The 18,731-nt window shown below is 39.1% G+C and carries 19 protein-coding genes; 18 read left to right on the top strand and 1 reads right to left on the bottom strand.

Features of this window, described 5'->3' with window-relative positions:
* Positions 1 to 28: 28 nt before the first annotated feature.
* From K2225_RS12380 to K2225_RS12335, 10 genes are all read left to right on the top strand, one after another.
* Complete coding sequence (locus K2225_RS12380) at positions 29 to 1,198, top strand: aminotransferase class I/II-fold pyridoxal phosphate-dependent enzyme (protein WP_220585053.1); 1,170 nt, start codon at positions 29 to 31, stop codon at positions 1,196 to 1,198.
* A gap of 5 nt (positions 1,199 to 1,203) precedes the next feature.
* Complete coding sequence (locus K2225_RS12375) at positions 1,204 to 2,850, top strand: thiamine pyrophosphate-dependent enzyme (protein WP_220585052.1); 1,647 nt, start codon at positions 1,204 to 1,206, stop codon at positions 2,848 to 2,850.
* Positions 2,847 to 4,343: an aldehyde dehydrogenase family protein gene (locus tag K2225_RS12370; protein WP_220585051.1), complete on the top strand. Its 1,497-nt coding sequence runs from the start codon at positions 2,847 to 2,849 to the stop codon at positions 4,341 to 4,343. Before K2225_RS12375 ends, K2225_RS12370 begins: the two co-directional genes overlap by 4 nt.
* An 18-nt stretch (positions 4,344 to 4,361) precedes the next feature.
* Positions 4,362 to 5,516, top strand: coding sequence for a saccharopine dehydrogenase family protein (locus K2225_RS12365; protein WP_370632754.1), 1,155 nt, complete (start codon positions 4,362 to 4,364; stop codon positions 5,514 to 5,516).
* Positions 5,517 to 5,816: 300 nt separating this feature from the next.
* Positions 5,817 to 6,119, top strand: a complete 303-nt coding sequence (locus K2225_RS12360) for a hypothetical protein (RefSeq protein WP_255574502.1) — start codon at positions 5,817 to 5,819, stop codon at positions 6,117 to 6,119.
* A 674-nt stretch (positions 6,120 to 6,793) separates the two neighbouring features.
* On the top strand, positions 6,794 to 7,009 hold the full coding sequence (locus K2225_RS12355) for a hypothetical protein (RefSeq protein WP_220585049.1): 216 nt from the start codon (positions 6,794 to 6,796) through the stop codon (positions 7,007 to 7,009).
* A gap of 7 nt (positions 7,010 to 7,016) precedes the next feature.
* A complete protein-coding gene (locus K2225_RS12350) occupies positions 7,017 to 7,994 on the top strand; it encodes a hypothetical protein (RefSeq protein WP_220585048.1) in 978 nt (325 codons plus the stop codon).
* Positions 7,981 to 8,706, top strand: a complete 726-nt coding sequence (locus K2225_RS12345) for a hypothetical protein (RefSeq protein ID WP_220585047.1) — start codon at positions 7,981 to 7,983, stop codon at positions 8,704 to 8,706. The genes K2225_RS12350 and K2225_RS12345 overlap by 14 nt, the downstream gene beginning before the upstream one ends.
* A 508-nt stretch (positions 8,707 to 9,214) precedes the next feature.
* Positions 9,215 to 10,069, top strand: a complete 855-nt coding sequence (locus K2225_RS12340) for a protein kinase family protein (RefSeq protein WP_220585548.1) — start codon at positions 9,215 to 9,217, stop codon at positions 10,067 to 10,069.
* A gap of 871 nt (positions 10,070 to 10,940) precedes the next feature.
* Positions 10,941 to 11,492, top strand: a complete 552-nt coding sequence (locus tag K2225_RS12335; protein WP_220585046.1) for a hypothetical protein — start codon at positions 10,941 to 10,943, stop codon at positions 11,490 to 11,492.
* Positions 11,493 to 12,074: 582 nt separating this feature from the next.
* On the opposite strand, the gene K2225_RS12330 is transcribed toward K2225_RS12335, so the two are convergent.
* Positions 12,075 to 12,326, bottom strand: coding sequence for a PH domain-containing protein (locus K2225_RS12330; RefSeq protein ID WP_220585045.1), 252 nt, complete (start codon positions 12,324 to 12,326; stop codon positions 12,075 to 12,077).
* A gap of 293 nt (positions 12,327 to 12,619) precedes the next feature.
* On the opposite strand from K2225_RS12330, the gene K2225_RS12325 reads away from it, so the two are divergent.
* From K2225_RS12325 to K2225_RS20075, 8 genes are all read left to right on the top strand, one after another.
* Positions 12,620 to 13,198, top strand: coding sequence for an NUMOD4 domain-containing protein (locus K2225_RS12325; protein ID WP_255574500.1), 579 nt, complete (start codon positions 12,620 to 12,622; stop codon positions 13,196 to 13,198).
* A gap of 267 nt (positions 13,199 to 13,465) precedes the next feature.
* On the top strand, positions 13,466 to 14,296 hold the full coding sequence (locus K2225_RS12320; protein WP_220585044.1) for a GNAT family N-acetyltransferase: 831 nt from the start codon (positions 13,466 to 13,468) through the stop codon (positions 14,294 to 14,296).
* Between the two features lie 146 nt (positions 14,297 to 14,442).
* Positions 14,443 to 14,631 (top strand): hypothetical protein, encoded by a 189-nt coding sequence (locus K2225_RS12315; protein ID WP_220585043.1) that lies wholly within the window; start codon positions 14,443 to 14,445, stop codon positions 14,629 to 14,631.
* A gap of 133 nt (positions 14,632 to 14,764) precedes the next feature.
* Entirely contained in the window at positions 14,765 to 14,923 is a 159-nt protein-coding gene (locus tag K2225_RS12310; RefSeq protein ID WP_220585042.1) for a hypothetical protein, read from the top strand.
* Positions 14,924 to 15,167: 244 nt separating this feature from the next.
* A complete protein-coding gene (locus tag K2225_RS12305) occupies positions 15,168 to 16,211 on the top strand; it encodes a DUF2332 domain-containing protein (RefSeq protein WP_220585041.1) in 1,044 nt (347 codons plus the stop codon).
* Between the two features lie 171 nt (positions 16,212 to 16,382).
* Positions 16,383 to 16,874, top strand: a complete 492-nt coding sequence (locus tag K2225_RS12300; protein WP_220585040.1) for an NUDIX hydrolase — start codon at positions 16,383 to 16,385, stop codon at positions 16,872 to 16,874.
* Between the two features lie 200 nt (positions 16,875 to 17,074).
* Positions 17,075 to 17,542: a GNAT family N-acetyltransferase gene (locus K2225_RS12295; RefSeq protein ID WP_220585039.1), complete on the top strand. Its 468-nt coding sequence runs from the start codon at positions 17,075 to 17,077 to the stop codon at positions 17,540 to 17,542.
* Between the two features lie 620 nt (positions 17,543 to 18,162).
* Positions 18,163 to 18,381, top strand: a complete 219-nt coding sequence (locus K2225_RS20075) for an NUDIX domain-containing protein (protein ID WP_255574499.1) — start codon at positions 18,163 to 18,165, stop codon at positions 18,379 to 18,381.
* Positions 18,382 to 18,731: the final 350 nt, after the last annotated feature.

Below are 18,731 nucleotides of genomic sequence, written 5' to 3'. Positions count from 1 at the left end.
AACCAGAATGTTTGAAGGGGGTCTTTCTATGATACAAAGCTCGAAGCAGGTGCGAAGCCTGCCACCCTACCTGTTTTCCATTTTTCATAAAAAGAAAGTCGCGTTGACCGCTCAAGGGGTTGATGTCATTGACCTCGGTATCGGGGCCCCGGATTTGCCGACACCACCATTCATCATCGATCGTTTGGCAGAAGAGGTACGTAAACCGAAGAATCATAAATATTCCCCGTATGGCGGCTGCCGGGAGTTCCGTCAAGCCGTTGCGGATTTCTATAGATCTCATTATGACGTGGAATTGGACCCAGATACGGAAGTGTTGACACTGATTGGATCCAAAGAGGGCATCGCTCATCTGATCAGCGCTGTCCTTGACCCGGGAGACGGGGTTTTAGCTCCGGATCCGGGCTATCCGGTTTATCAATCGGCGATCCACCTCGCCCATGGAAGCACGATCCGTTTTCCCCTTGATGAAGAAAACGGCTATGCCCCTCTGTTCGATCAAATCTCGCCAAGGGATATTTCCAGATCGAAAATGATGCTGCTTAACTATCCGAATAACCCGACAGGCGGAACCGTAGAATTGGATACTTTTGAAGAAGCGGTCCGTTTTGCTAAAGAACATAAACTCTCCCTCATCCATGATGCCGCCTACGATCTCGTAACGTTCGGTGACTATAAAGCTCCAAGTCTCTTACAGGTGCCGGGGGCGAAAGAAGCAGCCGTCGAATTCGGATCGCTTTCGAAAACGTTCAACATGTCCGGCTGGCGGCTTGGTTATGTTGTCGGCAATAAGGAGCTGATCCGCTCTCTCAGTGTGTACAAAAGTAATATGGATACGAGTCAGTTTTTACCGATTCAATTGGCGGGGGTCACAGCCTTACGAAGTGATTTTTCATCGGTCCGAGCGAACAACCGGACGTACGAGCAGCGTCTCGATTTGATGATGAATGCTTTCAGTGGAATGAATATACACGCAGAAAAACCGAAGGGGACCTTTTTTTTATGGGCGCGGGTGCCTGAAGGCTATACGTCTCAAGGGTTCTCTGAAAAGATGCTCGACGAAGCAGGCATCATCCTTACGCCGGGAACAGCGTTCGGTCAGAAAGGGGAGGGTTATTTCCGGATGAGCCTGTCTGTTCCGATTGAGCGGCTGCATGAAGCTTCGATCCGCATGAAAAAAGCGATGAAAGGAGGCTGACGTCTATGGACGAACGCCAGATGACGAGCGCTGAAGCGATTGTCTCCTGTCTAAAGAGACAAGGCATTTCCAAAGTGTTCTGCGTACCAGGGGAAAGCTATCTCCCTGTGATGGATGCCATTTTGAAAGAGCCGGACATGGAGCTCATCTCGGCCAGGCACGAAGGCGGGGCCGCTTTCATGGCGGAAGGGTACGCAAAAGCGAGTGGAACTCCAGGTGTTGTGATGGCGACGAGGGGCGTTGGTGCGAGCAACCTTGCGATCGGTGTTCATACGGCCTACCAGGACTCCACACCCATGGTCGTCCTCCTCGGTCAGGTGCACACGAACTTCAGTGGACGTGAAGGCTTCCAGGAAGTCGACCTTGAAGCTTTCTTCCGACCCATCGCTAAATGGGTGGCTGAAATCCGCGAACCGCCCCGGACTCCGGAACTCATCCAACGGGCGCTTCGGATCGCCATGTCGGGAAGGCCTGGACCTGTCGTCATTGCTCTGCCTGAAGATGTTTTGAAAAAAGAAGCGCTCATGTCGTTCGGCCCTGTGGTGAAAAGGCCGGCACCAAAGCCTTCGGATCAAGAGGTCATTGAGGTGGTCGACCGCCTCCGTCTGGCTGAACGTCCGCTGATTTTAGCGGGTGGGGGAGTGAAGCTTGCGGGTGCAGAAATGGCTTTGAAACGGCTCGCTTACAAATGGGGAGCGCCGATTGTGAGTGCATTCCGACGTCATGATGTTTTTCCGAACGACGACATCCACTATTGTGGTCATCTCGGGCTCGGCACCCATCCGAACATTCTGGAGACGATCTCTCAGGCGGATACGGTGCTCGCTGTTGGGACAAGACTTTCGGAAGTGACGACCCAGGACTATTCGCTTTTAAAAGGGCAGACCTTAATCCACTGTGACATCGATGACCGTGTCCTTGGCAAAGTCTATCCTCCTGCAGTAGGCATTGTAGCGGATGCAGGGGAAATGCTTGAAGCACTAGCTGATGCCGCCTACGGAAGGGATTTAATTTCGTGGACAAGCGCGCGGCGGAAAGCATATGAAGCGACGCTCGTTACCGATGGTCGCAAAAACTTGAACGGGGAAGTGATTTCGCTTCTTCAAGAAAACCTGCCGGAAGACAGTATCCTGACGAACGATGCGGGGAATTTCGCCGGCTGGCTGCATACGTATTTTCAATTTAAGAAACATCGATATATAGGACCCACGTCCGGCGCAATGGGGTACGGCATGCCGGCAGCTCTGGGGGCGAAACTTGCGAAACCTGAAAAGAAGGTCGTTTCCCTTTCGGGCGATGGTGGCTTCATGATGACGATTCAGGAGCTTGAGACGGCGGTCCGCTATGACATTCCAATCATCAGCATCGTTTTCAATAACCGGATGTACGGAACGATCCGCATGCATCAGGAAATCCATTATCCGGGCGAAGTCATCGGTACGGATTTAGGGGAGGTCGCCTTTTCGAAAGTGGCGGAAAATGTAGGCGCTGCCGGTTTTCTAGTGAAAACGGCGGGAGAGTTCAGACAAGCCCTGGATCAGGCACTGGTCCTGGACAAGCCTGTGGTGATTGAAGTAGAGACCGATCCAGAACAAATATCCTTATCCAAAACGATCAGCCAATTAAGAAAAAAAGGGGGAGAATCAAAGTGACATTGATTCATGAAGAGCAGTTAAAGAATTTCATAGATGGAAAATGGGAGGAGCCGTCTTCCGGCAAGGCGACAGCCGTCATCAATCCGGCGACATCGGAAACGTTGGTGAACGTCCCGTTATCGGCAGCTTCTGATGTAGAAAAGGCGACAAGTGCTGCAAAAAAAGCACAGAAAAGCTGGGCCCTCGTACCGGCACCGCAGAGAGCAGAAGTATTGTACCGGGTCGGCTCGATCATGAAAGAACGAAAAGAGCGTCTCTCCCAGTTGTTGACGATGGAGAACGGAAAAGTCATTGAAGAAGCACGGGGAGAAGTGCAGGAAGGGATCGATATGGCCTTCTACATGGCCGGGGAAGGACGCCGATTGTTCGGGCAGACGACACCTTCAGAGTTGAAGGATAAATTCGCGATGAGCGTCCGGGCCCCTGTCGGCGTCGTCGGCATCATCACGCCATGGAACTTTCCAATCGCAATTGCCACATGGAAGTCCTTCCCTGCAATCGTTGCCGGGAACGCGGTCGTGTGGAAGCCAGCCACAGAAACCCCGATCATGGCGTATGAACTTGCGAAAATTTTTGAAGAAGCCGGGTTGCCGAAAGGCGTTATCAACGTTGTGTTCGGCTCGGGATCCACGGTAGGCGAAGCGATGATTGAGCAGGACGACATCCGGGTCATTTCTTTTACAGGCTCCAATGAAGTCGGTCGCGGCATCGCAGCGAAATGCGGCCAGCGGCTGAAGAAAGTTTCCCTAGAAATGGGCGGGAAAAACGGCGTAATCGTCATGGATGATGCCGACTTGTCCCTTGCCGTCGAAGGGATTCTGTGGAGTGCCTATGGGACTAGCGGCCAGCGCTGCACCGCATGCAGCCGTGTGATGGTCCACGAAAAAGTCAAAGATGAACTGGAAGAACGCCTGCAGAGGGAGATCGCTAAACTTTCCATCGGAAATGGCCTTGATGAATCGATCAAAGTCGGACCGATCATCAACCGTGCGGGCCTTGAAAAAGTGAAAAGCTACATTAGTGTCGGGAAAGAAGAAGGAGCCAAACTTCTGACCGGTGGCTACATTATGGAAAACGGGGATCACAAAAAAGGGAACTACTTCGCTCCGACGTTATTCACGGACGTGAAACCGGATATGCGCATCGCCCAGGAAGAGATCTTCGGGCCGGTCGTTTCCTTGATTCCTGTGAAAAGTTTTGAAGAAGCCGTCGAAATTAACAACGGTGTAGAATTCGGCTTGTCGAGCTCGATTTTCACTCAAAATGTGAACCAAGTATTCGCTGCTCAGCGGGATTTAGATACAGGCATCGTGTACGTGAATGCAGGGACGACAGGAGCTGAAATCCATCTGCCGTTCGGCGGTACGAAGGGGACCGGAAACGGCCACAGAGATTCTGGCGTGGTTGCCCTCGATGTGTTCACCGAATGGAAAGCGGTGTACGTCGATTTCAGCGGGAAATTGCAGCGTGCCCAAATTGATGTCGAGTAATTTTATAGAGAAAAAGGAGTGCGGACTATGAAAGTAGCTGTTCTAGGGTCTGGATTGATGGGAAAAGAAGCGGCGCGCGATCTCGTCCACAGTTCGGGAGTGGAGAAAGTCGGACTCGCCGATATCGATCTCGACCGTGCGCAACGGGTTTCTGATTCATTGAACTCTTCCAAAATACAAGGATTCAAAGTGGATGCCGGAAATAAGGCCGAACTTGCAGAGTTCATAAGAAACTATGATGTGGTCATCAATGCCCTTTTCTACTCCTTCAATGAAATTGTCGCAAAAACAGCGATCCAAGTCGGGTGCCATTCTGTTGATTTGGGTGGACACATCGGTCACATTACCGACAAAGTACTGGAGCTCGATGCACAGGCAAAAGAAGCCGGAGTGACGGTCATCCCGGATTTAGGTGTCGCTCCTGGTATGATCAATATTTTATCAGGATACGGCGCAGGCAAGCTTGATAAACTAGAATCGATCCGACTGTTCGTAGGCGGCATTCCGGTAAGGCCGGACCCGCCGCTTGAGTACAACCACGTGTTTTCCATGGAAGGGCTGCTGGATCATTACTCCGATCCTTCAACGATCATCAGAGATGGAAAACTCAGGGAAGTCGAGTCGTTGACGGAAATTGAAAACATCTATTTTGAACGCTTCGGACCACTCGAAGCTTTCCATACCTCTGGCGGGACGTCGACCTTGTTAAAGTCGTACCCGCACATCGACAGTCTCGAATACAAGACGATCCGCTATCCCGGTCACGCAGAGAAAATGAAACTGCTCGTGGATCTCAACCTGACGGGCGCTGATCAAGTCGTCAATATCCGCGGAACGGAAATCAAGACGAGGGAAGTGCTGCTGAAGAGCATCGATCCCCTTCTTGAACTGAAGGATAAAGACGATGCCGTATTGCTCCGTGTGATCGTTGGTGGTGAGAAGGACGGAGTGCGTAAAGCTTGTGAATACGAAATGGTCACTTATAAAGACAGGGCGACGAACGTCACAGCAATGGCCCGCGCTACAGCGAACACCATCTCTGTCGTCGCGCAAATGATCGGCGACGGAACAATCACGAAACGGGGGGTATGCCCACCGGAAACGATCGTGCCCGGCGATGTGTATATTGATGAAATGATGAGACGCGGGGTTGTGATTAGAGAACAGGCGTAGGTTAGATAAAGACTGGACTTTTGTCCGGTCTTTTTGTTTTTTGTAACCAGGGATGAAGAAGTTTATTCCTGTACCTGGTACTAACAGACAAACTCCTTGTACCAGGTGTGATGCTCAATACTTCACATATCTGTAGAAATTTTTACATGGAGTTTAGGAACGAAAGAATGAAAACGGTTATCCTAGGTGTAAGCTGGACGGTTTGTTAAAGCTTTGTGAATAAAGCAACAAACGACAGATAATGAGTTTAAAAGAACGTATGATTAGGTATGTATAATGAAAAACGGGGAGTGCGTATAGTTGCAAATAAATGGGATTGAGAACCTGAAGTTTCATAGTCAGTTGAGTTTAAAGCAAGTGGAGGATCGTGTCATCATAACGGCAGAGTTTCCGAAAGAATTACGGGTAGAACTAGGGATGAGAGAACCATTTCTATACGTTACCCTTTATGTCAGGGGCGGCGAACGCATTAAAATTATCGATGAAGACAATGCTACGTTACACATTCCATCCAAAAAGGATTTTGAACAAAAAACTTACAATAAAATCATCAAGTTTGCCAAAGAGCACGCGAAGCAATTCCGTTCTGAAAGGATTCAATAGCTTAGTATTTTATGTTATGGTCAACCACTACTTTTCTACACAGTTAAACCAAAAAATAACCAAAGATATTTCAAGTAAACAAACCAGTACTGTTCCCCTGATAAAAGAGGAGAACAATACTGGTTTTTAATTTATCTCGAAACTGAGTCTTCCGTTAACGGGCAGGTTAGTTGAAGACTCAGTTTCGAGATAATTAATGGAACAAGGTATGAAAAAATTAAATGAAAGAATAGTTTTTATTGGAAAAATTAGTATAATGAACATATCCAAATGAATTAAGAGCTGATTGATATTCAGAGTATTATCTTTTACAAACGGTGTAGATTCCTTAAGGCAATCTTATCTATGTTTAGAAAAAATTAAAGGAGGGTGTAGAACATAATGTAAAAGATTCTATTCTGCATTTAATTATGCTTTTGAAACCTTATATAAAAATATCTTAATGAATGAAAGTTAGTATTTAATATTACTAACAGGATACCTTTATGAAAGCTAAAGAAGTAATGCAACAACGGATAATACTGTTAGGTTAAGTGAAGCATTAAGAAGGTTGGATTTACTTTTTGATTATGAGATAAGTAGCGAGTTAAGAGAAGGAGTAAATTACCTTATAGAAATGAGAAATAAGATGCAGCACTATGAATTAAACAGTGAAGTGAATATAGGAGGTAAATATGAATCATTTATTGTTAAAGAAAGCGTTCATATTCAAAGATGAAAGACAAGACCTTTCGCCTAGTGGATGTTTTTATGATTTTGAAAAAGGCGCATGGTTGAAACAGGAAGATAACGGCTATGAATTTTTAGTGAATTCAAATGACCCTAATAAGCCTATAGCAGGTACGAAAAAAGCAGATAGAGAAACTGGTGAAGACCAAAAGGGGATGTAATTAAAAGGTGTCAGTAATAAAACCAGAAGTCTTAATTATTTCCAATAGACATGATTTTGCATGTGATTATATTTCTGCTTGTTTATATGAGAAAAGAAAGAAGTACTTACGATTAAATACGGATGATTTATCTAAACTTAATTTAATTATGGACCCAATTAAGGCGAGTTTAGAAATAAAATTTAATGGAAATCATTATATGATTTCAGAAGATTCTTTGAACACAATATATTATAGAGGCCCTACATATCTTAGAGAAACTTCGATGTATGGGATGTCTGTTGAAGATACACTTTCACAATCACAATGGACTGCATTTATTCGATCATTGATGATATTTGAACAGTGTAAATGGATAAATCATCCCAGGTCTATTTATTTTGCTGAAAATAAATCAGTACAGTTGAAAAAGGCCAGTCAAGTTGGGTTTATTATTCCAAAGACACAAGTAACTAATACAGGTGAATACCTAAATTTAGTTGAACCAAAAAATGAGAATGTAATCGTTAAAGGGATAGATACAGTTTATTTAAATAATGGAGACCATCAATCCTTTACCTATACAAACGTAATAACTAAAGCTGAAATACAACATGAAGATCTTTCTAAAGCACCCGTCTTCTTTCAAGAATATTTATTTCCTAAAACTGATATCAGGGTAACTATAATTGATAATTTAGTATTTGCCGTTAGTATATTAGAGGATATGAAAGGTATTCAAGGTGATTGGAGATTAAGAAAGGATAATGTTACGTATAATCCTATAAAGTTGCCAAGGGAAATCGAGAAAAAATGCATAAAGTTAGTAAAGGAACTAGATTTAATTTATGGAGCAATTGACTTAGTTTTTATAAGAAATAAATATGTATTTATAGAAATAAATCCAACGGGTGAATGGGCATGGCTTGTTGAACAAGCCAATCTTAGGATAGATAAGGCACTAGTAAGTGTTATTCTGGAGAGCTCAGAATATGTTCAAAAATAAGAAATTTAGAATGTATATCTTAAATAACTGCGTACTATATTGGGTTGTGTCCAAATTAATTCCAAATTTAGAATCAAAAATAATAATGATGAACCTTCTAGAACATAAAAGAGAGATAAACTCTCAACCTGACACTGAGTTTTATAATCCTGATCTAACAGTTGAACAAATAGAAAAACTGCAAATCAAAGAATTAGAAAGAAATAAAGGAATTGAAGATAAAGCTAAGATAACAATTGCAGGTATCACTATAGCTATAGCTTTCCTTTCGTCAGGTTTTACGATTTTTAACTTTTTAGATTCTTCAGGCTTCTTCAATAATAAACTTCTATCAATAGGGCTATTAACATTATATATTCTTTCATTTTCATATTTTGTTTTAAGTGGCATTAATGCCTTATCAGCTCTGAGTTTAAAGGAAGTACATGATATTTATTTGGATGATGAAATAGAATTATCAGTAAAACCGGAAAGTGCAAGAATTTCTAAAATGGTAAAGAATTTACGTTTAAATTATTCTACTATACCACAAAGAGAAATATATCTTAATGCTAGTTATCAATGTATTAAAAATGCAATTCTATTATTAATGCTTGGTGTATTGATAATTGGTGGGGGCTATATATATGGTGAATTGTTTAAAGATAAAGTCAATACTCAAGAACCAAAGCTGATTGCGGTGCATTTAGTTAAAAAGGAAGATATGAATTAAGAATTCTAATTGATTGGTCATCCATTTGGTGGTTTATACATTCAATGATTATCAACTAGAGAGATCGGGATGGGAGCTTAATTATTTTCTAATATAAAGGGAAATAAAACAAAAAGATTTGATGGGTATTTCTAAAAAAACTCTGCAGTGTACTACTTCATTATATATTTAAGGTACCACCAATAAACGAGTTGAAGGAAAACATGATAGAAGTCTCGAACTCGAGGATTCAACTAACGGGGGCGATTACCTAACTGGGTAATCGCTTTTTTATTATCTAAGTAGGGTCGAGTAATGAAGCAGTCATATGAGTGTTTCAAATACTTGTAATAAAATGGTACAATTATCTGTAGATTCTGAAAGGAGGCGTTGTTTTATGAAAATCACAATAGCAGCAAACGGGGTACAATTAACCTAAGGGAAGCGTATAAGTCCCCTATAAACTACGTGATCCCTGCTTATAAAATAGGAGGATCATAATTTGGAACAACAATCGACCTTAACCACTATGACAATTGATAAAGAGGATTTTCAATTACAAGAAGAACATAATTTCGAATGGTTAAAGCAACTAGGTACAGTATTTTGCGTATTTGACCAGCAAGATTCAGGTAATATAAGTTTCGGCGTTGAAAAAGATGGAAGAAAGTACTTTGTAAAATACGCTGGAGCAAAACCCATAGACTTTTCTGGAAGCCCGGTGGATGCTATAGAACGATTGAAAGAGGCTGTACCTGGATATCAGTCGTTGGAACATCCGTACTTAATTCAATTGATAGATTACTTTTCCACTGAAAATGGGTATGCGGTAGTATTTGATTGGTTCGATGGTGAATGTCTGCATGCACACTGGTCATTCGGTGGTATTGCCAAATATACAAACCCTGACTCACCATTTTACCGATTTAAGGAATTAGATGTAGAAAAAAGGTTAAGAGCTTTAGATGCAATCTTTACTTTTCATACTCATGCCGAATCCCAAAACTATGTAGCCGTTGACTTTTATGATGGAAGTATCCTATACAATTTCAAAAATGATGAAACCAAAATATGCGATATTGATTTTTATAGAAATGCACCTTCCATAAATGATTTAGGTGAAAATTTTTGGGGTGCAGATCGTTCCAAGGCACCTGAAGAATATGAGCTTGGTGCTCCAATCGATTCCATTACAAATGTTTATAATCTTGGCTCGATAGCTTTTGGTCTACTAGGTGGTGAAATGGACCGTTCCTTTTCAAAATGGGAGGCAAATCAAGAGCTTTATGAAGTTGCAATAAGAGCAGTCGAAGAAGACCGTAATAAAAGGTATTCAACTATAAAAGATTTCTACGATGCGTGGAAGTCTGCATTGCCACTTTAAGCTATCAAAGATAAAAGGATGACTGAATTCAGTCATCCTTTAAATTTGTTAGTCAGTGAAAGTACACAGGGTCAGAAAAATGATAAGGCTGGATTGCTGAAACTTCTATCGATTACAATCATTGAAAGTGGTAGTTATCTTGAATTCAAGTCTTCCTGTATTGGGGGCAATTCTGAAATAAAAGAATTCTTCTCTTTTTAATGTTTATGGCAGAATACATGTATAGAGTCTAGCCAGTTACATAAAGAATCGGTATCCCTAATGTTTAACATTTAATTTTATGTTAGTGTTTTCAATGACATTATTCATTGTAATGGTTTAGGGGGATATGAATTGTATAATCGGGGTTTGGGAATCTTGTTAATTGGGTTGTCCTTATTAACTGGAGTCATAACATACTCATTGGGAGAGTTAATTACTGCAATAAAAACATCAGCTGCACATGTATCTGCTTCGATCTCTGGAGCAGACGGACCAGGTATTAGTTGGGGAGGTAATGCACTTCTAACAACTACTCCAATGCTTATCATTGTAATTTGCATATTGCTGGGATTGGTTCTTTTTAATCGTAAATGATTTCCATATTGTCCATAATTAACAGCCAGCATTGGAAGGATGTTGGCTGTTAATTATGCGAAGATACCTTGAATTTAAGTCTTAAAGAAACGGGGGCGATTGTTAAATAAAGACAATCGCTTCCTTTTTTGTGTGGGTGGCAAGATCCTCGAGGGCTCCCATTCAATATCAAAGTACATTTAAGAACACAAGGACGATGGTAATGACAGTACTCTTCATTCCTTGCATCTATTTCTATTTACAACTTATGGTAAGATTAAAAGTGAATTTCTAAGTGGAAAAGGAAGTGAGTTAGGTGAAAGTAAGGGTTTTAGTAACAATATCCTCATTTTTCTTATTAGGGGCGATCATTGGTATTATTCTCCCAAAGAATACTGAAACCACTCAGGGTGTAGGGTTGGGTGTTTCTGCAGAGGAAGAGTTTATGTCATTAAAGAAGAACGCCGACTTAATAATACATGGGACAATTAATGGTGAATACAAAATAAGAACTCAGGTTGCCGATGCAGAGAATGATGTTTATCAATTCGATAGAGTATATACAATAAGTGTTTTGAATAGCTTAAAGGATTTCGATGGTGAAGTTTATGGAAAAGGCGATACAATAAAGGTCTTTTATCCTGTAGGTTTCAAACAGAAAGAGGATGGAAAGTTTAAAGATCATACCCTATCACTGTCCGATGAAATAATTCCTATAGAATCAGGAGAATACATACTGTTTTTAGATGATTTGAAAGGGGATTTTTTCTTTTCAAATATAAATCATGTGTACAAAAAAGGGAAGTATGAAGAATTTAATAACATTTCGACAGAGAGTATCCCGGTGATTACAGAAGGTAACTTCTAACGTTATAGCTGAAGAATGTCTCGAATTCAAGTCTTCAACTAACGGGGGCTTTAATTAAATAATGTCTATCGCAAATTATGTCTTAAATGGTAGTGAAAGGAGGATTTTATGAGCTTTTGGACCTGGATAGCAATTGCTATCGCCTTGATCAGTGGAATACTTTTTTCTAACTCTTCTAAGAAAAAGACTGAAAGAAAACATATAGTTGCACTTACTTGGTTTATCATCGCAGTAATCTTATTTTTTGTATGGTGGTTTACACGTTGACTTAATACAGTTAATTAGTACATAGCTCTATTTGAAGACATCTCGACACTGAGTCTTCAAGTAACGGGGGCTTTTCTTTAATAAGCAACTTTCTGAAAACATTCTTCTGCAAGTGGACATGAAGAAAGACGTCTCCTGCTGAGGAAAACGTCTAAAAGATCATTATTGAAATTTAGCAAAAGTGCTTTTTCTTGTGTAAAGGGTAAGTAAGGTGAGGCATAAAAAGATGGCTCTTGTATGTTTCATGACCCACCTTATAAGTAATGTATCTCAATATTTTCTATGAGTATGATGGTAGAATATTTTAATTTGGATTTAGTTATTGTTTAGTTTTTCTAGAATGCTCGCACCATTATTGGTATAAATAAGATATTTAGCGTCTTTTGTTTGAATAATTACTCTATCTGCTCTTGCATAAGGTTGACCAATATGGTGCGTGACAGAAGAGTCACCCCCATATTCGCTACTTTCATAAACATTTACTATATCTTTTTTGGGAATTTCAATTTTTGATAAAAACCACCTTATTGAAATTAAATCTCCCTTCTCTTTCACTCTTACTTCCATAGAGAAAACCACCTTCTTAAAAAAATTGCTACAACCAGATATTAACATAAATTCTAAATAATTGGTGGTTTAACTAGAAATGATTGGTAAAAGGTGAAATTTTAATATGTAGTTGTTTCTTAACTATTGAAGATTATTATCTTGAAATCGAGTCTTAAGCAAATGGGGGCGTTAGTTCAACAAAAAGCAATCACATTTTTCAGAGATTGTGTAAGCAGATGAATAGAAATTAAAACAACTTTAAAAAGCCTTACTACAACCTATTTAGGCAAAAGTCCCTAAGGATGTGACACATGGATACACAAATATCAAATAAAATAAAGGCTATTACATCGGTTGGTGATTGGAAAGAAGTTGACGGTTTTCCGAATTACCTGGTAAGTACAGAAGGCGAGGTTATCAATAAAACGACTGTTAAACGAATGAACCAGCATGTGAACCACGGAGGTTATAAGTATGTAAACTTAAGTCACAAGGGCAAAGCGCAACAACAATTAGTGCATCGTCTGGTCGCAACAGCGTTTATCCCGAATCCTGACAACAAAGCCGTGGTGAACCATATCGATGCCGATCGTGGGAATCCGAAAAAAAGTAATTTGGAATGGGTGACCCACAAAGAGAATTCGGAACATATGGTAAATAGTTTTCGCAGCCCGAATCAAATGATGGCGATTTTGTTGAATAAAAAGGAGGAGGAGATAGCTTTATTTCCTTCGAATAAGCGATGTATAGAATACATTTTCAATCGTTACCGCATGCAACATGGCTATTACGAGGATGAGCCGATCTTCGAAGATATCGAGTTTTATGAAGAGTTATCCCCTGTAATGAGAAATGGAAGAGTAGCTAGACGCATGAAACTTAATTTCTAATAAAAAGCCCTGTCACTAAAAAACTTATCGCGTGTTGGAGTACATAAACTAAAATCGTCATATAAAAAAGTTCTACAAAAAGCCCAATTATTCAAGAATACAGGGGTTTTAGTACACTTCTAGTACTGGTTAAAATAGGGTTTATGAAGAAATGTAGTTAAACTAACTGCACAGTGGAGGTCACTACTTGTGATAGCCAAACAGTAAGATTATAAAAGACTAAATAACAATATTGGCGATGATGTTATTCCAGTAGGAGGGCTACATATGATTCGTGAACTTGATAAATCTGAATTCTATAAATGTGAAAAGTTGATAAATGGGGAAGGTCATTTAGAAGTTAAAGCAGTAATTGAAGGAAATAACCCAGGTCGAATTTTTGTAGATCATATTGATTCTCCAAAGACAGGAATTATCTGGTTGGGTAATAATGATGGTTTTTTCTTTATTGGAGATGAAGAAAATGAGGGATTTAATAACCACATAAACGATTTTATTGATAAAGTAATTTTTCCTGAAGCTCAGAAGCTGAGGTTAAATAACTTTATAGCAATTGGTAATCATCCAGGGTGGGAAAAAATCATAGAAAGAGTTTTTAAACATCGTCAAATGCAGAAATCGAATCAAAAGGTTTATACAATGTGGGAAAATCATTATAAAGATAATAATGAACCTTCGATTAGTCAAGATTATACCGTATTAAAAATCGATAATGAGCTTATTGAGGATAAGAACAATTCCCTTGAAAATATAGGATTTTTACGCTCTAAAATATCAGAATTCTGGTCTTCTCCTGAGGATTTTTATCAAAAAGGAATCGGTTATTGCATTGTCTACAAAAATAAGGTTGCGAGTTTATGTTTTTCGGGGTTTGTAGCTGAAAAAGTCCACGGGATAGATATAGAAACAATAGAAGTCCATCAAGGCAATAAACTAGGTCAAAAGGCAGCTCATTGTGTTTTGAAAGATTCTTTGAGTAAGGGTATGATTCCGTACTGGGATTGTGAAGAGGCAAATAAGCCTTCTAATATAATTGCTCAAAATATCGGATTAGAGAATTATTTTAATTATACAGTGTACATATTTCCGTTTGATTAAGGTAAATGTGCTATGCAACTTATGGGAGTTTAGTATAATACCTGCTTTAATATCTTGAAATCAAGTCTTACGGAAACGGGGGCGTTACTCTAATAAGTGGTCTTTTTATTCCAATGTTTGAATATGAAATGTGGGGTGGGTTAATTATGCTTTTATTGTCAACAATCGGCGGTTTAATTATTGGTGATGTAATTGTTCAATTGGTTTTCTTTCTTATTTTGGCTGCTGTAATCGTAGGGGTATTTACACTTGTTGTGAATGCTAGAAATAGAAATAAACAATTAAGTCGAATGGAAGAAAAAATAGACAAGCTTTCCCAAGGAGATAAAAAGTGATCTGAACTACATAAGGTATTAGGATTTATTTTTATCGTTTTTTCTCAATATCGAGTCTTCAACTAACGGGGCGATTGTTGTACAATGACTATCGGTTATTAAATGAAAGAAAAATTTTTAGGAGGAATATTTAATGGATGTACTTGTGCCAACTTTATTAATGTTTTTCCCTATTATAGTATTGGCTTTCCTAATAAGGTGGGTACGCTTAATAAAAAATAATAGTGACATTCAGGTTGAACAAAATAAAAAGATCATATCACTTTTAGATAAAGCAGAAAATGAAAAGTAATTGTTGCTTCACGAACGGATGCTGAAGGATTTACTCTACGGCTTTAATATTATCTCGAAATCAAGTCTTATAGAGAAGGGGGCGATTATTCAATAAGAATAATCGCTCTTTTTTATAACAGTCTTTTGGAGATTCAGTTTTGAGTTAACTCTGCTGCAATTCATATTCACTTGAATTTACATAATATTGGTAATAGTTTAGAGTTAAATATGATAGCGTTATCAATGAAGGGAGATAAATGGTCATGAATAAAAATAGTTTGACGGAAAGATTTAATAACTTTGCTGTCTTAGAATGTGAAGGATCTAGTGAACTTTATAAACGGTTAGCCTCAGAGATAGCTAATGATGATGACATATTAACATTATGTTTAGAAGCAAGAGAAGGACAACCTATTCCAAATTTACTTTTGGGTGCGGTTCACTATTTACTTCTCCAAGGTAGTGATCATCAACTCAAAGAATACTACCCAAGCATAGTAAATGAACCCAAAAAGGACAGTCATTTGTTTGAGACATTTAAAGACTTTTGCATAGAGAACTCAAGCAAAATAAAATCTATTCTAAAAAATAAACTTGTACAAACGAATGAAGTCCGCCGATGTGCTTATTTGTTTCCAGTATGCGGCTACATCCATCAACAAACCAATAAACCTCTTTCCCTTATTGAAATAGGTACAAGCGCTGGTCTTCAGCTTTTATGGGATCAGTATTCTTATTCCTATGGAAATGAAGAACTTTATGGAAACAAAGATTCTTATGTACATCTAACATCTACAGTCCGGGAAGGAGAGGTTCCACGAGACTTAATATCTTCAACACCTCCTGTAAATGATCGACGAGGTTTGGACTTACATGTTAGTGATCTTACCAGCGAAGAAGACTACCTATGGTTAAAAGCTTTAATATGGCCAGAACATGAAGACCGAATTGCAAACTTTGAGGATTCTGTAAAGCAACTAAGGTTACAACCTCCTCACCTCATTGAAGGGGATGGTGTCGGCCTATTAACAGAAGTCATAAAAGAAATACCTGCTGATACAACCCTGTGTATTTTCCATACTCATGTAGCTAATCAGATGCCAGAACAAGTTAAAGAAAATTTGTTACAAAAAATAAAAGAAGTAGGTAGACAAAGAAACGTTTTTCATATTTACAATAATATTGAAGACAGGAAATTGCATGTGGATTCAATTGTAAAAGGAGTAACTAAAAGAGAAACTGTTGGTGAAACCGATGGACATGGTCGATGGTTTGATTGGAAACTGTCTAATGAGGTCTTGACATAAACTATTCCATATTGGGCGTATCACGAGAGTGTTCGCCCTTGATACATAAACAAAAAAGTTGATCTTAATGGGTTACTTACTTCAGAGTATCTCGAATTCGAGTCTTAAACTAACGGGGGCAATCCTTTAATATTTGTTTTATTTTGCCATGACTTGCAAAGGAGAGTGGTTATGACAACTAAATACGTTAATTGGGGAGAAGCACTAGTTAAGTTAACGTGGAAGTATAATAAAGTGCTTCCTCCGAAAAGACTTATTACGAGCGTCCATGGATTTTGTTTTAAAGATGATAGGTTACTGTTAGTGAATTTAGATCACAGAGGATGGGACTTTCCAGGAGGTCATATAGAATTTAAAGAATCTCCAGAAGAATGCATGGAGCGTGAAGCGTATGAAGAAGGATATGTTACTGGAAGGTGTTCTCTTTTAGGGTATATTGAAGTAGACCACAGTGAAAACCAATGCTGGGATGAAGATAGTCCTTACCCTAAGGTAGGTTATCAGGTCTTTTATCGTATGGACATCGAACAACTACATAACTTTCAAGCAAAATATGAATCGACAGAAAGGATATTTATTAATCCAGATGAGTTCAATGAATATCATCATGATTGGAATGAACTGCACCAAGAAATATTAGATTTTGCTTCAAACCAAACTTAGTTATTGTCTTGAGCAAAATATGGAATCACTTAAGATATCTCGAAATCGAGTCTTAAACAAACAGGGGCGTTTTTGAGCAGAGGGATGCTTCCTTTTGATGTGTTAGTCAGGATAGTTGAAGGCTCAAATTCGTGATAACACATAGTGTTACTATTCATATTAGGGAAGTTGAGAATCAATAAGAATAAGGAGCTGATCAAATGGTTTCTTTGCAGAAGGTTCAAGCTACTGAAGAGGCGAAATTACATAACCTAATGCAATTTTACATTTATGAATTTAGCAGATATATACCGGAAATAAAGTTAGAAAATAACGGATCTTACAAACCTTTTGATTTAGGAAAGTACTGGACTAACGATTATTATCACGCTTATTTTATTTTATTAGATGGTGAATTAATTGGATTTGCGCTTGTAGAAAGTGCTACTACTTCAACTCCTAATTCAATTCAGGAGTACTTTATCATGACTAAGCATAATGGGAAGGGTTATGGGAAAGTGATAGCCAAAGAACTGTTCAAGATGTTCCCAGGTGAATGGGAGATTACCCAGATAGAAGATAACGAACGTGCACATGCTTTTTGGAAAGGACTGATTGACGAAGTAAGTGGAGGCGATTTCATGGAACGTTATGAGGACGGAGTTTTTATACAGTTGTTTAATACATAGAATTAATTGAAATATAGGGTTATCTCGATTTCAAGTCTTCAAGTAACGGGGACTATGGTTGCAAAGTGGGTATGGCTTACAAATGGCATATCAACAACTTGAGAGGATGGTTCTATTGGATAGAAATTATAAAGTAGGCAGATCTTTATTTTTTATTGGTACAATTGCACTTGCGATTGGGATAGCCTTTGAGTTTGTTGAAAATACCCCTGTGCCTTTCTCTTCATTCTCCATACCCTTAATGATTACCGGATGGATTTTACTAACTGTATCTAGGTTTTTTAGGTTAAGCAGGAATAAATGATTTTTGTTTTAAAGTTCAATTATAGAGATTGCGTGGTTAAAATGCTTTAGATTTTAATATCTCTCGAAATCAAGTCTTCAACTAACGGGGGCAATTCTGTCACAAACGAATTGCTCCCTTCTTAACGTTTTGGGTAGGTTTGTGTAAGAGTCAGTTTCGAGATAATTGACTATTTTATGTAAAATGTTTGAGTAATTAGTATGTTTTTGAAATAATTGGAATTATGCTGAGTTTAAGGTCAGTAAAATATATATTAGCCTTAGAGAATTATAATTTTCAAAATTTAATACAAGTTAAATTGGGAGGTCTCAAGTAAATGGATTTAGAGGTACCGCTAAGGTGTACAGGTGTGGCTGCAGTTTTAATAAAGAGAACTGACTCAGACTATAAAGTTCTATTACTTAAACGTGATACATCTGTTTTAAGAGATGTTTGGTGTTACATAGGTGGAGGAATCGAAGAAGGGGAAAAAGCCTGGGAAGCTGCTCTCAGAGAAGTTAAAGAAGAAACAGGAATTACAGATCTCTCGCTTTAAAGCTCCAATCAATTTGACCAGATCTATTCACCTAAAGAGAACTATATTTATATTGCACCGGTATTCGTAGGTTACGTTGATGAGTCACAAAAGGTAAATTTAAACTACGAGCATAGTGATTATAAATGGGTTTCCTTTAAAGAAGCATTTGATACAGTTTCAATACCAGGCAACGAGGAAGTCCTTCTTTCTATCGAGAAACACTTTGTTAATCGTCCACCACTACATTATCTACGTGTACAATAAGATATTTAATTCCATTTATAAAAAGAACCGGGCGTACTTTGTTCGGTTTTTTTTATATTTTTTGTAAGATATTTGAGTTTATCGCGTCTTATATGTAAGGAGGT

Source organism: Halobacillus sp. Nhm2S1 (assembly GCF_019599545.1).
GTDB lineage: Bacteria > Bacillota > Bacilli > Bacillales > Halobacillaceae > Halobacillus.
The sequence above is the reverse complement of the archived record's forward strand: the minus strand, read 5'-3'. Positions and strand labels throughout refer to the sequence as shown.

What these genes read in the sequence shown, in the direction of transcription:
- K2225_RS12380 (WP_220585053.1), top strand. Translation starts at nt 29, where the DNA reads ATGATACAAAGCTCGAAGCAGGTGCGAAGCCTGCCACCCTACCTGTTT.
- K2225_RS12375 (WP_220585052.1), top strand. Translation starts at nt 1,204, where the DNA reads ATGGACGAACGCCAGATGACGAGCGCTGAAGCGATTGTCTCCTGTCTA.
- K2225_RS12355 (WP_220585049.1), top strand. Translation starts at nt 6,794, where the DNA reads ATGAATCATTTATTGTTAAAGAAAGCGTTCATATTCAAAGATGAAAGA.
- K2225_RS12345 (WP_220585047.1), top strand. Translation starts at nt 7,981, where the DNA reads ATGTTCAAAAATAAGAAATTTAGAATGTATATCTTAAATAACTGCGTA.
- K2225_RS12340 (WP_220585548.1), top strand. Translation starts at nt 9,215, where the DNA reads ATGACAATTGATAAAGAGGATTTTCAATTACAAGAAGAACATAATTTC.
- K2225_RS12330 (WP_220585045.1), bottom strand. Translation starts at nt 12,326, where the DNA reads ATGGAAGTAAGAGTGAAAGAGAAGGGAGATTTAATTTCAATAAGGTGG.
- K2225_RS12325 (WP_255574500.1), top strand. Translation starts at nt 12,620, where the DNA reads ATGGATACACAAATATCAAATAAAATAAAGGCTATTACATCGGTTGGT.
- K2225_RS12320 (WP_220585044.1), top strand. Translation starts at nt 13,466, where the DNA reads ATGATTCGTGAACTTGATAAATCTGAATTCTATAAATGTGAAAAGTTG.
- K2225_RS12315 (WP_220585043.1), top strand. Translation starts at nt 14,443, where the DNA reads ATGCTTTTATTGTCAACAATCGGCGGTTTAATTATTGGTGATGTAATT.
- K2225_RS12310 (WP_220585042.1), top strand. Translation starts at nt 14,765, where the DNA reads ATGGATGTACTTGTGCCAACTTTATTAATGTTTTTCCCTATTATAGTA.
- K2225_RS12305 (WP_220585041.1), top strand. Translation starts at nt 15,168, where the DNA reads ATGAATAAAAATAGTTTGACGGAAAGATTTAATAACTTTGCTGTCTTA.
- K2225_RS12300 (WP_220585040.1), top strand. Translation starts at nt 16,383, where the DNA reads ATGACAACTAAATACGTTAATTGGGGAGAAGCACTAGTTAAGTTAACG.
- K2225_RS12295 (WP_220585039.1), top strand. Translation starts at nt 17,075, where the DNA reads ATGGTTTCTTTGCAGAAGGTTCAAGCTACTGAAGAGGCGAAATTACAT.
- K2225_RS20075 (WP_255574499.1), top strand. Translation starts at nt 18,163, where the DNA reads ATGGATTTAGAGGTACCGCTAAGGTGTACAGGTGTGGCTGCAGTTTTA.